The sequence below is a fragment of the Rhodoferax sp. GW821-FHT02C08 genome (assembly GCF_059421805.1).
On sequence record NZ_JBWKVR010000002.1, the window covers coordinates 131,651 to 146,387 of the forward strand.

Annotated in this window: 11 protein-coding genes; 6 read left to right on the forward strand and 5 right to left on the reverse strand. The window is 62.0% G+C overall.

Going from position 1 to position 14,737, the window contains the following annotated elements:
- Positions 1–2 precede the first annotated feature (2 nt).
- From AC07VY_RS02855 to AC07VY_RS02875, 5 genes are all read left to right on the forward strand, one after another.
- Positions 3–1,358 carry an NAD(P)-dependent oxidoreductase gene (locus AC07VY_RS02855; RefSeq protein ID WP_495096210.1) on the forward strand — a complete coding sequence of 452 codons (1,356 nt, stop codon included), beginning with the start codon at positions 3–5 and terminating at the stop codon, positions 1,356–1,358.
- Complete coding sequence (gene preA, locus AC07VY_RS02860; RefSeq protein WP_495096211.1) at positions 1,351–2,658, forward strand: NAD-dependent dihydropyrimidine dehydrogenase subunit PreA; 1,308 nt, start codon at positions 1,351–1,353, stop codon at positions 2,656–2,658. Before AC07VY_RS02855 ends, preA begins: the two co-directional genes overlap by 8 nt.
- Before the next feature lie 202 nt (positions 2,659–2,860).
- Entirely contained in the window at positions 2,861–4,303 is a 1,443-nt protein-coding gene (gene hydA / locus AC07VY_RS02865) for a dihydropyrimidinase (RefSeq protein WP_495096212.1), read from the forward strand.
- A gap of 13 nt (positions 4,304–4,316) precedes the next feature.
- Positions 4,317–5,585 carry a Zn-dependent hydrolase gene (locus AC07VY_RS02870; RefSeq protein ID WP_495096213.1) on the forward strand — a complete coding sequence of 423 codons (1,269 nt, stop codon included), beginning with the start codon at positions 4,317–4,319 and terminating at the stop codon, positions 5,583–5,585.
- A gap of 206 nt (positions 5,586–5,791) precedes the next feature.
- Positions 5,792–7,126: a hypothetical protein gene (locus AC07VY_RS02875; protein WP_495096214.1), complete on the forward strand. Its 1,335-nt coding sequence runs from the start codon at positions 5,792–5,794 to the stop codon at positions 7,124–7,126.
- A 507-nt stretch (positions 7,127–7,633) separates the two neighbouring features.
- On the opposite strand, the gene AC07VY_RS02880 is transcribed toward AC07VY_RS02875, so the two are convergent.
- Entirely contained in the window at positions 7,634–9,112 is a 1,479-nt protein-coding gene (locus tag AC07VY_RS02880; protein ID WP_495096215.1) for an aldehyde dehydrogenase family protein, read from the reverse strand.
- 80 nt (positions 9,113–9,192) lie between these two features.
- Complete coding sequence (locus AC07VY_RS02885; protein ID WP_495096216.1) at positions 9,193–10,368, reverse strand: iron-containing alcohol dehydrogenase; 1,176 nt, start codon at positions 10,366–10,368, stop codon at positions 9,193–9,195.
- A gap of 605 nt (positions 10,369–10,973) precedes the next feature.
- Between AC07VY_RS02885 and AC07VY_RS02890 the strand changes: the two genes are divergently transcribed.
- Entirely contained in the window at positions 10,974–11,438 is a 465-nt protein-coding gene (locus AC07VY_RS02890) for an Lrp/AsnC family transcriptional regulator (protein ID WP_495096217.1), read from the forward strand.
- 25 nt (positions 11,439–11,463) lie between these two features.
- Here AC07VY_RS02890 and AC07VY_RS02895 read toward each other — a convergent pair whose 3' ends face one another.
- The 3 genes from AC07VY_RS02895 to AC07VY_RS02905 are packed head-to-tail and all read right to left on the reverse strand — an operon-like array spanning position 11,464 to position 14,734.
- The gene (locus AC07VY_RS02895; RefSeq protein WP_495096218.1) at positions 11,464–12,303 is read right to left on the reverse strand and encodes a fumarylacetoacetate hydrolase family protein; all 840 of its coding nucleotides are present in this window, start codon (positions 12,301–12,303) and stop codon (positions 11,464–11,466) included.
- The gene (locus tag AC07VY_RS02900; protein ID WP_495096219.1) at positions 12,300–13,952 is read right to left on the reverse strand and encodes a bifunctional 3-(3-hydroxy-phenyl)propionate/3-hydroxycinnamic acid hydroxylase; all 1,653 of its coding nucleotides are present in this window, start codon (positions 13,950–13,952) and stop codon (positions 12,300–12,302) included. Before AC07VY_RS02900 ends, AC07VY_RS02895 begins: the two co-directional genes overlap by 4 nt.
- Positions 13,949–14,734 (reverse strand): IclR family transcriptional regulator, encoded by a 786-nt coding sequence (locus AC07VY_RS02905; protein WP_495096220.1) that lies wholly within the window; start codon positions 14,732–14,734, stop codon positions 13,949–13,951. Before AC07VY_RS02905 ends, AC07VY_RS02900 begins: the two co-directional genes overlap by 4 nt.
- Positions 14,735–14,737: the final 3 nt, after the last annotated feature.

Sequence of the window (14,737 nt, forward strand, 5' to 3'; positions counted from 1 at the left end):
CCGTGCCAGAACTATCCACACCGGCCGCACCGGACATCCGCGCCGGCCGCCTCAGCGCCGCGCAGTACGCGCAGCACTTTGCCGACGCCACGCCCCCCCTGAACGCATCCCAGGCCATGCTCGAATCCGAGCGCTGCCTGTACTGCTTCGATGCGCCCTGCCAGACCGCTTGCCCTACCGACATCGACGTGCCCAGCTTCATCAAAAGCATCTCCGACGGCAACCTGCGCGGCGCGGCACGCACGATTCTGGAAGCCAACCCCCTGGGCGGCATGTGCGCCCGGGTCTGCCCCACCGAGGTGCTGTGCGAACAGTCTTGCGTGCGCAACACCCAGACCGACACGCCGATCCAGATCGGCCGCCTGCAGCGCCACGCCGTCGATGCGCTGATGGCCAGCCCCCAGCCACAGCTGTTTACCCGCGCAGCCCCCACCGGCAAGCGCATCGCCGTGGTCGGCTCCGGCCCGGCCGGTCTGGCCTGCGCACACCGCCTGGCGCGGTTGGGCAACGATGTGGTCATCTTCGACGCCAAGCCCAAGGCCGGCGGCCTGAACGAATACGGCCTGGCCAGCTACAAGACGGTGGACGACTTCGCACAGAAGGAAGTGCAGTGGCTGCTGGACATCGGCGGCATCACCATCCAGAACAGCTGGCGCTTTGACGGCGCGGCCTCGCTCGACAAGCTGCAGACCGAATATGACGCCGTGTTCCTGGGCCTGGGCCTGTCCAAGGTGCAAGCCCTGGGCGTACCGGGTGAGGCACTGGCGAACGTGCGCAACGCGGTGGACTTCATCGCCGAGCTTCGCCAGATCGAACACGTAAACCAGCTGCCCGTGGGCCGCCGCGTAGTGGTGATCGGCGGCGGCATGACCGCTGTGGACGCCGCCGTGCAGGCCAAGCTGCTGGGCGCTGAAGAGGTGCACATGGTCTACCGCCGCGGCGTGGAAACCATGGGCGCATCGGCAGCCGAGCAAGAGTGGGCACAAACCAACGGCGTGGTGCTGCACCACTGGCTGGCACCGGTCGAAGTGCTGGGCAGCAGCCACGCCACCGGCGTGCGCTTTGCCGAGCAAACCCTGGTGGACGGCAAGCTGCAGGCCACCGGCAAGGAGCTGGTGCTGGGTGCCGACATGGTGTTCAAGGCCATCGGTCAGAAGCTGGACGACAGCCCGCTGCAAGCCACTGGCTTGACCCTGCAAGGCGGCCGCATCGTGACCGCCGAAGACGGCAAGACCAACCTGCAGGGCGTATGGGCCGGTGGCGACTGTCGCGCCGGCGGCCGCGACCTGACCGTAGAAGCCGTAGAGCACGGCAAACGCGCCGCTGAAAGCATGCACAAGGAATTGAACCATGGCTGATCTGTCCACCACCTTCGCCGGCGTGAAGACGCCCAACCCCTTCTGGCTGGCCTCCGCGCCACCCACCGACAAGGCCTACAACGTGAACCGCGCTTTCGAAGCCGGCTGGGGCGGCGTGGTCTGGAAGACGCTGGGCGAAGCCGGCCCGCCGGTCGTCAACGTCAACGGCCCGCGCTATGGCGCCCTGCTGTCAAACGACCGGCGCATGCTGGGCTTCAACAATATCGAGTTGATCACCGACCGCGACCTGGAGCTGAACCTGCGCGAGATCACCGAGGTCAAGCGCAACTGGCCCGACCGCGCAATGATCGTCTCGCTGATGGTGCCCTGCGTGGAATCGTCGTGGAAAGCCATCCTGCCGCGCGTCGAAGACACCGGCGCCGACGCCATCGAACTGAACTTCGGCTGCCCGCACGGCATGAGCGAGCGCGGCATGGGCGCTGCCGTGGGCCAGGTGCCCGAGTACATCGAGATGGTCACCGCCTGGTGCAAGCAGTACAGCAAGCTGCCGGTCATCGTGAAGCTCACGCCCAACATCACCGACATCCGCATGCCCGCCCGCGCCGCCAAACGCGGCGGTGCCGACGCGGTGTCGCTGATCAACACCATCAACTCCATCATCGGCGTGGACCCGGACACATTGATGATGTCGCCCACCACCGGTGGCCTGGGTTCGCACGGCGGCTACTGCGGCCCGGCGGTCAAACCCATCGCACTGAACATGGTGGCCGAGATCGGCCGCGACGCCGAAACCCGCGGCCTGCCGATCAGCGGCATCGGCGGCGTGGGCAACTGGCGCGACGCACTGGACTTCATCGCCCTGGGTGCCGGCACGGTGCAGGTCTGCACCGCAGCCATGGTGTTCGGCTTCAAGATCGTGCAGGAGATGGCCTCGGGCCTGTCGGACTACATGGACAGCAAGGGCTTCAAGAGCCTGGACGATTTCCGCGGTGCGGCCCTGCCCACGGTCAAGGAGTGGAAGAACCTGAACCTGAACCACGTCAGCAAGGCCGTCATCAACCAGGACTCGTGCATCTCCTGCGGCCGCTGCCACATCGCCTGCGAAGACACCTCGCACCAGGCCATCACCAAGATGAAAGACGGCGTGCGCCACTTCGAGGTGATGGAAGACGAATGCGTGGGCTGCAACCTCTGCGTCACCGTCTGCCCGGTGCCCAACACCATTTCGCTGCGCGATTTGAAGCCCGGCGAAAAAGACTTGCGCACTGGCCTCATCGTGAGCGATAAACATGCGGATTGGACGACGCACGCCAATAACCCGATGCGCACCGCCGCTTAACCAAGGCTCTCCCCCGTTCGGGCTGAGCTTGTCGAAGCCCTTTTACGCTTGAGCAGGCCCTTCGACAGGCTCAGGGCAGGCTCCTTCGACAAGCTCAGGGCGAACGGGGTAGATGGTAGGTTGAGGTCCAACAAAATAGGCATTAAATATGCTTGTAGCGCAGACAATAACTGCGCCACCAGCTACTAATTTAGGAGCAACCATGACCAGTGTTTTGATCCGAGGCGGCACGGTAGTTAACGCCGACCGCGCATTCCGCGCCGATGTCTTGTGTATCGACGGCAAGATCGCTGAAGTCGGCGACAACCTGGCAGCACCCGCAGGCGCCCAGGTGGTGGATGCCGGCGGCCAATACGTTATGCCCGGCGGCATCGACCCGCACACGCATATGCAGCTGCCGTTCATGGGCACGGTGACCATGGACGACTTCTACAGCGGCACGGCGGCCGGCCTGGCCGGCGGCACCACCAGCATCATCGACTTCGTCATCCCCAGCCCGAAGCAGCCGCTGATGGACGCCTACCGCACCTGGCGCGAATGGGCCGAAAAGTCCGCCGCCGACTACAGCTTCCACGTTGCCGTGACCTGGTGGGACGAGAGCGTGCACCGCGACATGGGTACCCTGGTGCAGGACGAGGGCGTGAACAGCTTCAAGCACTTCATGGCCTATAAAAACGCCATCATGTGCGACGACGAAACCCTGGTGAACAGCTTCAAGCGCGCGCTGGAACTCGGCGCCATGCCCACGGTGCACGCCGAGAACGGCGAGCTGGTGTACCTGCTGCAAGCCGACATGAAGGCCAAGGGCATCCTCGGCCCCGAAGGCCACCCGTTGTCGCGCCCGCCCGCGGTAGAGGCCGAGGCCGCGCAGCGCGCCATCGCCATCGCCAATGTGCTGAACGTGCCGATCTACGTGGTGCATGTGTCGTGTGCCGAATCGGCCGAGGCCATTGCCCGCGCCCGCGCCGCCGGCCAGCGCGTGTACGGCGAGGTGCTAGCAGGCCACTTGACGGTGGACGACAGCGTGTACCGCAACCCGGACTTTGCCTATGCCGCCGGCCATGTGATGAGCCCGCCGTTCCGCAACAAGACCAACCAGGACGCGCTGTGGCACGGCCTGCAGGCCGGCCATCTGCACACCACCGCGACCGACCATTGCACCTTCTGCGCCGCGCAAAAGGCCGCCGGCAAGGACGACTTCAGCAAGATCCCGAACGGCTGCGGTGGCGTGGAAGAACGCCTGGCCGTGATCTGGGACGAAGGCGTGAACAGCGGCCGCCTCACGCCCAGCGAGTTCGTCGCCATTACCTCGGCCAACGCCGCCAAGCTGTTCAACATCTACCCGCGCAAAGGCTGCGTGGTGGCCGGCGCCGATGCCGACCTGGTGGTGTGGGACCCAGCGGGCACCAAGACCCTGTCCGTCAAGACGCAAAAGTCGCTGGGCGACTTCAACATCTTCGAAGGCCGTACCGTGACCGGCGTGCCCAGCCACACGCTGAGCCAGGGCAAGGTGGTCTATGCCAACGGCGACCTGCGCGCCGAGCGCGGCGTCGGCAAGTACGTGAAGCGCCCACCGTTTGGCCCGCAGTTCGATGCGCTGGCCAAGAAGACCGCGCTGCATGCACCCCACCCTGTCAGCCGCTGAATTGGAGTTTCGTATGGACACCGCACTCGCACCACTTTCCGAAAAAATCCAGGCCTTGCGCATCAACGGCCCGCGCCTGTGGGACTCGCTGATGGAGCTGGCCCAGATCGGCGCTACCCCCAAGGGTGGCGTCTGCCGCCTGGCCCTGACCGAGCTGGACAAACAAGGCCGCGACCTGGTCACCCGCTGGGCCACAGAGGCCGGCATGACCGTCACCATCGACAAGATCGGCAACGGCTTCATGCGCCGCCCGGGCCGCAACAACAGCCTGCCGCCCATCATGACCGGCAGCCACATCGACACCCAGCCGACCGGCGGCAAGTTCGACGGCAACTACGGCGTGCTGGCCGGTATCGAGGTGGTACGCACACTGAACGACCACGGCATCGAGACCGAGGCGCCGATTGAAGTGGCCTTCTGGACCAATGAAGAAGGCTCACGCTTCGTGCCGGTGATGATGGGCTCGGGCGTGTTCGCCAAGGCCTTCACGTTGGAACACGCCTACGCGGCGGTAGACACCGAGGGCAAGAGCGTGCAAAGCGAGCTGCAAAGCATTGGCTACATCGGCGACCAGGAGCCCGGCGACCACCCGATTGGCGCGTACTTTGAGACGCACATCGAGCAAGGTCCGGTGCTGGAAGACAACGACATCACCATCGGCGTGGTGCAGGGCGTGCTGGGTATCCGCTGGTTCGACTGCACCGTCACCGGCATGGAAGCCCACGCCGGCCCCACGCCCATGGCGCTGCGCAAAGACGCCATGCTGGCCGCCACCCGCATCATGCAAGACGTAGTGGCAGCAGCCCACCGCCATCCGCCGCACGGCCGTGGCACCGTGGGCATGGTGCAGGTGTTCCCGAACAGCCGCAACGTGATTCCCGGCCGCGTGAAGTTCAGCATCGACCTGCGCAACAGCACCGACGCGCTGGTGGACCAGATGGTCGAAGAAGTCAAAGCCTTTGCCGCTACCGTGGCCACAGAGCACGGCGTGGACGTGAAGATCGAGATGGTCTCCAGCTACAACGCGATCGCCTTCCACGACAACTGCGTGGACGCCGTGGCCCGCGCCGCCAAAAGCCTGGGTTACTCCAACATGCCCGTCGTATCCGGCGCCGGCCACGACGCCGTCTATATGGCCAAGCTGACCTCCAGCGGCATGATCTTCATCCCCTGCAAGGACGGCATCAGCCACAACGAGATTGAGGATGCCAAGCCGGAGCACATCACCGCTGGGTGCAATGTGCTGCTGCATGCGATGTTGGAGCGGGCTGGGGTGGTTTGACTCGTCTTCGGGGGAAGAATATGAAGCTTATTGGCCTCTAACCCCCATATTCATTTCGCGAGCCGCTCCTGATTTGGTAGCAAATCAGGAGCTTTTTGTTTACCCTTGGACAATATCCCTCGATCAGGGGATGTCCAGTTTGGCCTTTCACTTCTAGACTCGGTCATCGTCAAGTATTGCGATGCTCATCTACAGGAATTCGCCAAATGCCAAGACCGGCCACCGGAATACTCGTCCGCTTTGATGAGGACAGACGCACCGACCTTCTCCGAGAGCGCGTCGAAGGCGATTTCTCACCTTTCACTGACGCCCTTAGTGTCAGAGATTGGACTTTCGGCAGCGCGGCAATTGCACTTTTGTCGTTTTCTGAAGAGACGATCGATTTCATTTGCATTGCACGCAAACGAAATCAAGTCGTCACTTCAAAAAATAGGATCGAATTCTCAAGCCTGGTAAGACTAGGCAACATCTCAATCGATACCATAGAAGCTCGCCTTTCTCTACAAATCCAAAGGCACTTTATTAGAGTCTCTAACGGAGTTGGCGGTATTTTTCCGCCAACTACCTGGGCGCTTGTGTTGGACGCTATCAAGGCTGAACAGCCTGAAATTGCTGGCGAAATCGATCGCCTGATCGCCTTGCTTCAGTTTTCCGATTACAGAATAACCGGCGAAGCTGCCCAGGTTCTCCTTCAAGAGCGTGATGCAATTGGCATTGCACTCGACATTTTTTCTGGATCTAACAAGCTACGAGATCGTGTTCTCGGCGAATGGGCACCAAGCGAAGAACAACTCACGGAACTTGACGAAAGCGAGAGAACCGCAAAGTTTGCTTCGCGCCCGGGCAGAATTTCATCATTCATGAAAGGCATTCCGCAACAATTTCTACAGGAAGAAGCCGCGATCCAACATGACCTTTTCAATTGGCCAGGAATGACGCCAATGCATGAAGCTGGAATAAGTGTGTTTACGTCTGGAGACCGACGACTGGAAGTAATCTATGCAAATCGGAACGACTTGGAACACACTCTCGGAGTCGATCTTCTTTATTACAACGAATCGTTTCAGCTATTCGTCCTTGTGCAGTACAAGCTAATGCACGAGGAGGGCGATGAGATGCTGTACCGCCCAGACGCTCAGTTGCGTTCGGAAATAGCGCTAATGGACGAGTTCAGTACTGCTCACCGAATGATCGGTTCGATATCGACTCACGAGCAGTTCAGGCTGAATGATGATGGCTTCATGCTAAAACTCGTACCTCAAAACGGGCTCAGGCCTGCCTCGGGAGAGTTAATAAAAGGGATGTATGTGCCGCGGGAATATATGCATTTTCTGCTTGGCCCGAATGGCCCGGTAGGACCTAGGGGCGGCTCAAAGATCACTTTCGAAAATGCACCACGATATATGACTAACTCCCAGTTCATCGCCTTCGTGAATGAAGGTTGGATAGGCACACGAGGAGTTCAGTCCACTGAGATTTTGGCCATGGTGAAACAGTTCTACGAGACAGGTCGTGCCTTGGTCGTTGCTCGGGAAAATTAACGTACATGCGGCCTGACTGCCTCACTGGCACGGCAATCGGGCAGCGAGGCATTTAGTCTGCCGGCGTTTCCGGAATGCGGGGCACGCTGGCCAGAGCAAAGAACCTGTGCCCAAACCGCAGCTTTGAGCCCTTTACTCACCAAGCCTTTAGCTTCTCGGCCAACTGCACCTTCAAATACCCCACCCGCAAAACTAACCTCAATCGAAGTCCGCGTCACTTCATCCGTCCACCCAAACGCCCGCCGACACAACGCGTACTCCCCCACCAGGCTCGCCACCAGCAACGCTGGGTCATCGGTGTTGATGGCACGGAAGACGAGTAGGCGCTAATCGCCCCCAAAGTACTCCACAAGTCCTTGAGGTCAAATCGTGCTCCAGCGCAGATAAAACCTGCGCAAGCAGCTCTCAAATTTAGAGCAACCGGATTCTTCCAAGGCAGCTAGGAGTCTGGTCGATGGAAGCCCTATCGCACACACCTCGCTGCTGGGCAGCAAGGTGCCGCAGTGGTCAATACATGCCGACCTTGGATTCGGCCATGCTGATGAAGATGTTTTTGCACTGAGAGTAGTGGTCCAGCATCATCTTGTGGTTCTCGCGGCCAATGCCGGATTTCTTGTAGCCGCCAAACGGTGCGTGCGCGGGCAGTTGGTTATAGGTGTTGACCCACATCCGCCCGGTCTCCACGCCCATGGCCACGCGCAATGCACGGTTGAGGTCGCGGGTCCAGACGGCGCCTGCCAGTCCGTATTCGCTGTCGTTGGCCATGGCGATGACTTCATCCACCTCGGTGAATTTGACCACCGTGGCCACGGGGCCAAAGATTTCCTCTTGCGAGAGCCGGGCCTGGTTGTTGCGCACCGCGATGAGCGTCGGGCGCATGAAACACCCCTTCGCCAGCTCGCCCTCGGTCACCGCCGAACCGCCGGCCAGCACCTCGCCTTCTTTGCGGCCAATGTCCACATATTCCAGGATGCCGTTGAGCTGCTTGCGGTTGACTTGCGGCCCCATCTGCGTGCCGCTGAGCCAGGGCAGATTGACGTTGACCTTGTTGAACGCCTTGGCGGTTTCGTCCACAAACTTGTTATAGATGTCGGCGTGCACAAACAGGCGCGAGCCGGCGCAGCAGACCTGTCCCTGGTTGAACAATATGCCCAGTTGCACGCCTTCGATGGCCTTGTCCCACGGTGCATCGGGGAAGACGATGTTGGCCGATTTTCCGCCCAGCTCCAGCGTGGCGGGAATGAGCTTTTTGGCGGCGGCCTCGGCCACGGTGTAGCCCACATCGGTAGAGCCGGTAAACGCCAGCTTGCGGAAGCCCTCATGCTGCAGCATGTAGTCGCCGGTGGTGGAGCCCTTGCCGGTGACCACGTTGACCACGCCTTTGGGCAAGATGTCGGCCAAGATCTTGGCCAGCTCCAGCAAGCTCAAAGGTGTGTCGGAAGAAGGCTTGATCACGATGCAATTGCCTGCGGCCAGCGCGGGCGAAATCTTCCACGCCGCCATCAGCAGCGGAAAGTTCCACGGAATGATTTGCCCAATCACGCCCAGCGGTTCGCGCATCACCAGGCTCAGCGTGTCTTTGTCCAGCAGCGTGGAGCTACCTTCTTCGGTGCGGATCGCAGCGGCAAAGTACCGAAAGTGGTCAATCGACAAAGGCACGTCCGCACCGGTGGTTTCGCGCAGCGGCTTGCCGTTGTCCAGCGTCTCTACCATGGCCAGATGCTGGGCCTTGGCCTCCATTGCATCGGCGATTCTAGTGAGATAGGCAGCGCGCTCGGTGGGGCTGGTGTGCTTCCAGGTGGCAAAGGCATCCCAGGCGGCCTTGACGGCGGCGTCCACGTCTTCTTTGTCAGCCGCGGCACAGGTGGCCAAGCGCTCGCCGGTGGAGGGGCTGAAGGTTTCGAACGTCTTGCCCGAGGCGCCATCCACCCATTCTCCGTTGATGAAAAGCTGGTAATTGCTATCGATATGGTCAGAAACTTTCACTGCATTCTCCAGACCTGCACGTTATAAAAAAACACGCCCATCGACTTGTGCAGGAAAGCAATGACGGGCGTCTCTAGCTCTTAGGCGACCAGCGCTACCTTGAAGATGTCCACGACCTGCGCCAGCGTGGCGGTGCGCGGGTTGGTCAGTTGGCAGGCATCCTTCTTGGCGTTGACGGCCATGACCTCCAGGTCTTTTTCCAGCACGCCCAAAGCGGTGAGGTTTTTCGGAATGCCCACATCCCGCGCCAGGCGGCGGATGGCGCTGATGGCCTTCTCGGCTGCGGCGATGGTGGACAGGCCACGGGTGTTTTCTCCCAGCGCCTGAGCGATGTCGGCAAAGCGCTGCGGGCACGCAATCAGGTTGAAGGTGCACACCTCGGGCAAGAGCACGGCATTGCACACCCCGTGTGGCAGGTTGTAGAAGCCACCCAACTGGTGCGCCATGGCGTGCACATAGCCCAGGCTGGCACTGTTGAAGGCCATGCCCGCCAGGTACTCGGCGTAGGCCATCTTGTCGCGCGCCTGCACATTGGTGCCACAGGCCACAGCCGGGCGCAGCCATTCGGAGATCAGGCGGATGGCCTGCAAGGCACAGGCATCGGTAATGGGTGTGGCAATTGTGGACACATAGGCTTCAATGGCGTGTGTCAAAGCGTCCATGCCGGTGGCGGCTGTCAGGCCGGGGGGCATGTCCACCATCAGCAGCGGGTCGTTGATGGCGATATTGGGTGTGCAACGCCAGTCCACCAGCGCCATCTTCACATGCGTGTCGGTGTTGGTGATGATGCAAAAGCGCGTCATCTCTGCGGCAGTGCCGGCGGTGGTGTTGACCGCCAGAAACGGCGGCATGGGCTTGGTCGTTTTGTCCAGACCTTCGTAGTCACGGATGTGGCCGCCATTGCCAATCACCATGCCGATGCCTTTGCCGCAGTCATGTGCGCTACCGCCGCCCAGCGTGACGATGGAGTCACAGCCTTTAGCCTGGTACAGCTTCACGCCATCATGCACATTGCGGTCCGTGGGGTTGGGCTCGGCGCCGCCAAATACGGTCACCTGGATGTCCGCCGCCTGCAGCATCTGCGTGACTTTGGCCGCCAGGCCCAGCTTCACCATGCCGGCGTCGGTGCACAGAAAGGTATGGCGGGCCCCCAGGGACTTGGCCTGCGGCCCAATCTCCTTGGCGCAACCCACACCCATCAAAGCTACCGTGGGCGTAAAAAAACCAAATGTTTGTTCAACAACTGACATATTCATCTCCAGTGACACACCGTTAAATCCCTTAGCGGGCCTGCGATCACTGTGGTTTTAAAGAGGCAACCAACGACTGCAGGCTGACCAGCCCGTAACGCGCTCTTGGCAGCGCGCACCATGTCACTCTAGGCCTGCCACCAGCCGGCTTCAGTGACCTAGATCAACAAACGACGGTTCTGTGGAAATGGGGCAAGCGGGCCGGGTTTGTGTCCGCAGGATATAGGTCGAAATGGCCTCTGGCGCAGTATTTACCTACGGCAGTAGCTATCTATTTGGTAGCAATTGCAAAGACGAACCTCACTCGGCCACCCTGCAAACCTTTGGGCCAGGGGCAAGTAAAGATGGGGAGCGGAATGTCCGCACGGCGCTGGATGGGGAGGGGGAAGCATGCTCCCCGGGCCTGGATACGCCCGGGGATTCGGCTTGGTGGTCGCGACCTTTGTGGGGCCGGTGGGTGCGCTGCTGGCTTATGACCAGGGTGGCGGGGGTCTGTGTGTTGCAGAGACTTCAGTGTAGGCCAAGGCTACGGGCAGAATATTGCGTTATTGGCTCTGAATTCTCTATTCTTAGCATAATCTGCCAAAATTCTTAAATTTCAAGGCACACACATGGATTTAGACCGGTATGACAGGCAAATTCTGGATATTCTGCAGGTCGATGGCCGGGTCAACAACCAGGACCTGGCGGACCGCATTGGCTTGTCGCCCTCGCCCTGCCTGCGGCGGGTGCGGGCGCTGGAAGAGTCCGGCCTGATTCTGGGCTATCGGGCCCTGCTGGATGCGAAGAAGCTGGGGCTGTCGCTGATGGCCCTGGTGCATATCTCCATGGACCGGCACACGCCGGAACGCTTCGCCAACTTCGAGGCCTCGGTAGACGTATTGCCCGAGGTGCTGGAGTGCTTGCTGATCACCGGCCAGTCTGCCGACTACCAGATCAAGGTGGCGGTGCGCGATATGGACCACTACCAGGACTTGCTACTGAACAAGCTGACGCGCATTGAGGGCGTGACCGGTGTGCATTCCAGCTTTGTGCTGCGTAGGGTGGTGGACAGGACGGCGCTGGCACTGTCCTGAGCCCGCCCCCGGCAAGCCGGCGGGTTCAACCAGGGTCGCGCTCTACCGTATTCGTCAGCACGCCGACCTGGCTGACCTCCACCTCGACGCGGTCGCCCGGTTGCATCCACACGGGGGGATTGCGCTTTGCGCCCACACCGCCAGGGGTGCCCGTGACGATCACATCCCCGGGCTGCAGCGTGGTGAAGGTGGAGATGTAGTGGATCAGCACCGGGATGGGGAAGATCATCGACGCGGTGGTGGTGCGCTGCATAAGTTCGCCGTTGAGGCGCGTCTCCAGCATCAGTTCGGCGCCGTCGGCGATCTCGCCGCGCGTGACCAGCCAGGGGCCAAATGCGCCGGTACCTGTGAAGTTCTTGCCGGCGGTGAACTGCAGGGTGTGGCGCTGCCAATCGCGGATGGAGCCGTCGTTGTAAGCGCTGTAGCCGGCCACATGCTCCCATGCGTCTTCCTCGCGGATACGGCGCCCGGCCTTGCCGATAACGATGGCGATCTCGCCCTCATAGTCCAACTGGGTGGATTCAGGCGGCAGCAAGATAGCCTGGCCATGGGCCGTCTGCGATTCGGCCACCCGCATGAACAGCAGGGGGAACTGGGTCTTGTCGCGTGCGGTCTCGATGCGGTGTTCCTCGTAGTTGTGGCCTACGCAAAAAATCTTGCCCGGTGCGGGAATCACCGGCAGGAGCACGATGTCGGCCAGCGGCAACACGGCCGCACTGGCCTCGGCGGCGATGGCATCCAGCTGGCCCGCTTGCAGCGCGCTCAGCAAGCTAGGGTAACGTGCACTGCCCAAGGGCTGCACGCCGACATCGGTGACCATACCCCAGCCGGGTTGGTCTTGGTAGAGATAACTGATCAGTTTCATGCTGCGCTTTCTAAAGTAACGGTAGGTCGATTGAAATAAGGGGCCAGTTGCTGTAGGCGCTGTTGGTCCGGTGTGCCAGCGCAGCCAAGGTAGGCCAGCACATAGCGGTCGGGCCGCAGCAGCAGGGCGCGGGCACTGGCGCTGCGCAGGATGTTTTCCAGCACGCCATCCACGTCGCGCAGCACGGCATCCACACCATCAGCGGCGGGCAAAAAGTCATCCTGCTGCGCCACCACGCGCAAGGTGCGGCAGGGCAGGTGGAAGGCGGTGGGCAGCGGGGCATCGGCCAGGCCCAGCCATACAAAGCCGTGGCCCAGCATGTCGTCCAGCGGCACATGGGCGCCCCCAGGCAGCTCCATCTGCGGCTGCGGCAGCAACTGGCCTGCGGGCACTAAGACATCGGCATGCTCACCCTGCACAAAGAAGCCTTCAAAGAAACGCGGCTTGGGCTTGAACTTGAGGTGCAGCACATAGTCGCGCACCGGCCGATACAGGCTGCACAACTTCAGCGCGCCCTGCGTCAGCATGGCTGCCAGCACCGACTTGGGTTGCATGAAGGTACCGATGCGCACCGCCATGCGGATCAGCGACCAGGCGTGGGGTTTGCGCTCCTGCGCATAGGTGGATAGCAAGCTCGGCGCCATGTCGCCGCGCACCACCGCGGCCAGCTTCCAGGCCAGATTGGTGGCGTCGCGCACACCGCTGTTCATACCCTGGCCGGCGAACGGTGGCGTGAGGTGGGCAGCATCGCCGGCCAGGAACACCCGTCCCGATTGCCAGCGCTCGGCAACCCGCGCGTGGAAGGCATAGACCACCTTGCGGGCAATGGCCAGCTGCGCGTCAGCCGGGTTGCGTGCGCGTATCCAGGCCCGTACATTCACCTCGTCCAGCACCTGGTCGGGGTCTTCGCCTGCATGCAGCATGAACTCATAGCGCAGCGTGCCCTGCGGTCCGGGCAGGCGGATCGCCGGCCGCGCCGGGTCGCAATAAGTGCGGGTGTGGCGAAAGGCCGAGTCGCGTTCCAGCAGATCAACGATCAGCCATTTCTCGTCGTAAGTGCTGCCCGTGAGCGCAATGCCGAGTTGCTCGCGCACCGGGCTACGGCCGCCGTCACAGGCCACCAGCCATTGGCAGCGGATGTGTTTAGTCTCACCGCCGTGGCTCAGTTGCAAATGCACGCGCTCCCCGACTTCGCCCTCGTCGCGGAACTGCACCAGCTCGTGGCCAAACCAGATGGCGGTATGCGCAAAGCGCTGCAGGCCATCGCGCAGCTGGCCGACCAGCAACTGTTGGCGAAACGCATTGCGCTTGGGAAATCCATACTCCTGGCTCTGCGGCTCGATGCGGGCAAATTCCTTGCCGCGCCAGGAGTAGTAGTGCACGCCATACCCCTGCACCACCTGCGGCAGAACATCGCCGATCAAGCCGGTGGCCTGCACGGTCCGCAGGCTTTCATCATCGATAGTGACGGCACGTGGCTCGCCCACGGTATCGGCGCTGCGCTCGACCACCAGCGTGCGTATGCCCTGCTGGCCGAGCAGGTTGGCCAACATCAGCCCGGTAGGGCCGGCGCCAATGATGACCACGGGGAAATGTGTCTCGTCGGCCATGCCGGGGGGAATGGCGGACAAAGGCAGGGCTGCGTTCATGGGGTCTCCGTTTTGCTTTTTTGGGCGCGCACCTTGTCGCGCTGGTCTTGCAGCCGCCCTTCGATGCGGCCGGCCGCACTTTGCAGACGGCTCAGCGTGGCTTTGCGCAGCGCTGCGGTAAGGGTGGCGGCGGGCATCACCACGCTGAGGCTACCCAGCAGCTGCTCGCCGTCGCGCAGCGGCACGGCAAAGCCCACCGCATCGGGGTCCACCTCGCCCGAAGTCACGCAGTAGCCGGTCTGCCGCAGCGCGGCCAGCACCTCGACGAGTTGGGCGTAGTCATCGGGCAGCCCGGCAGCCACCAAGGTCTGGCGTTCGCTGGACCACAGCTGCTTCAGTTGGGCTGGCGGCAGGCAGGCGAGGATGATCTTGGACGTCGCGCCGCGGTACAGCGGCATGGCACGGCCTCGTTCGTAGCTGACGGACAAGGCCGGGTTCTGCCCATTGACCTGGTGGATGCACATCACCTTGTTGGCATGGAAACGGCACAGCAGGATGGTGCCGCCGGTCTCATCGGCCAGCTTGCCAGGCAGTTCTTGCGCAGCTTCTAGCAAGGGGTCGGTCAGGCGGATTTGCCGGTCCAGCTCGACCACCATGGGGCCGAGCACATAGCCCCGGTCGGCCACGCGTTCGAGCATGCCCGCACGGGTCAGTTGGCCGAGGTCGCGGTACACGCTGGCGCGCGATACACCAAGCTCTTCCACCAGCCATTCAGGCGATATCACCGGGCGGTCCAGGGCGAACAGGCCGAGGATGCGCAACATGCGGTTGGTACTGGGCATGCT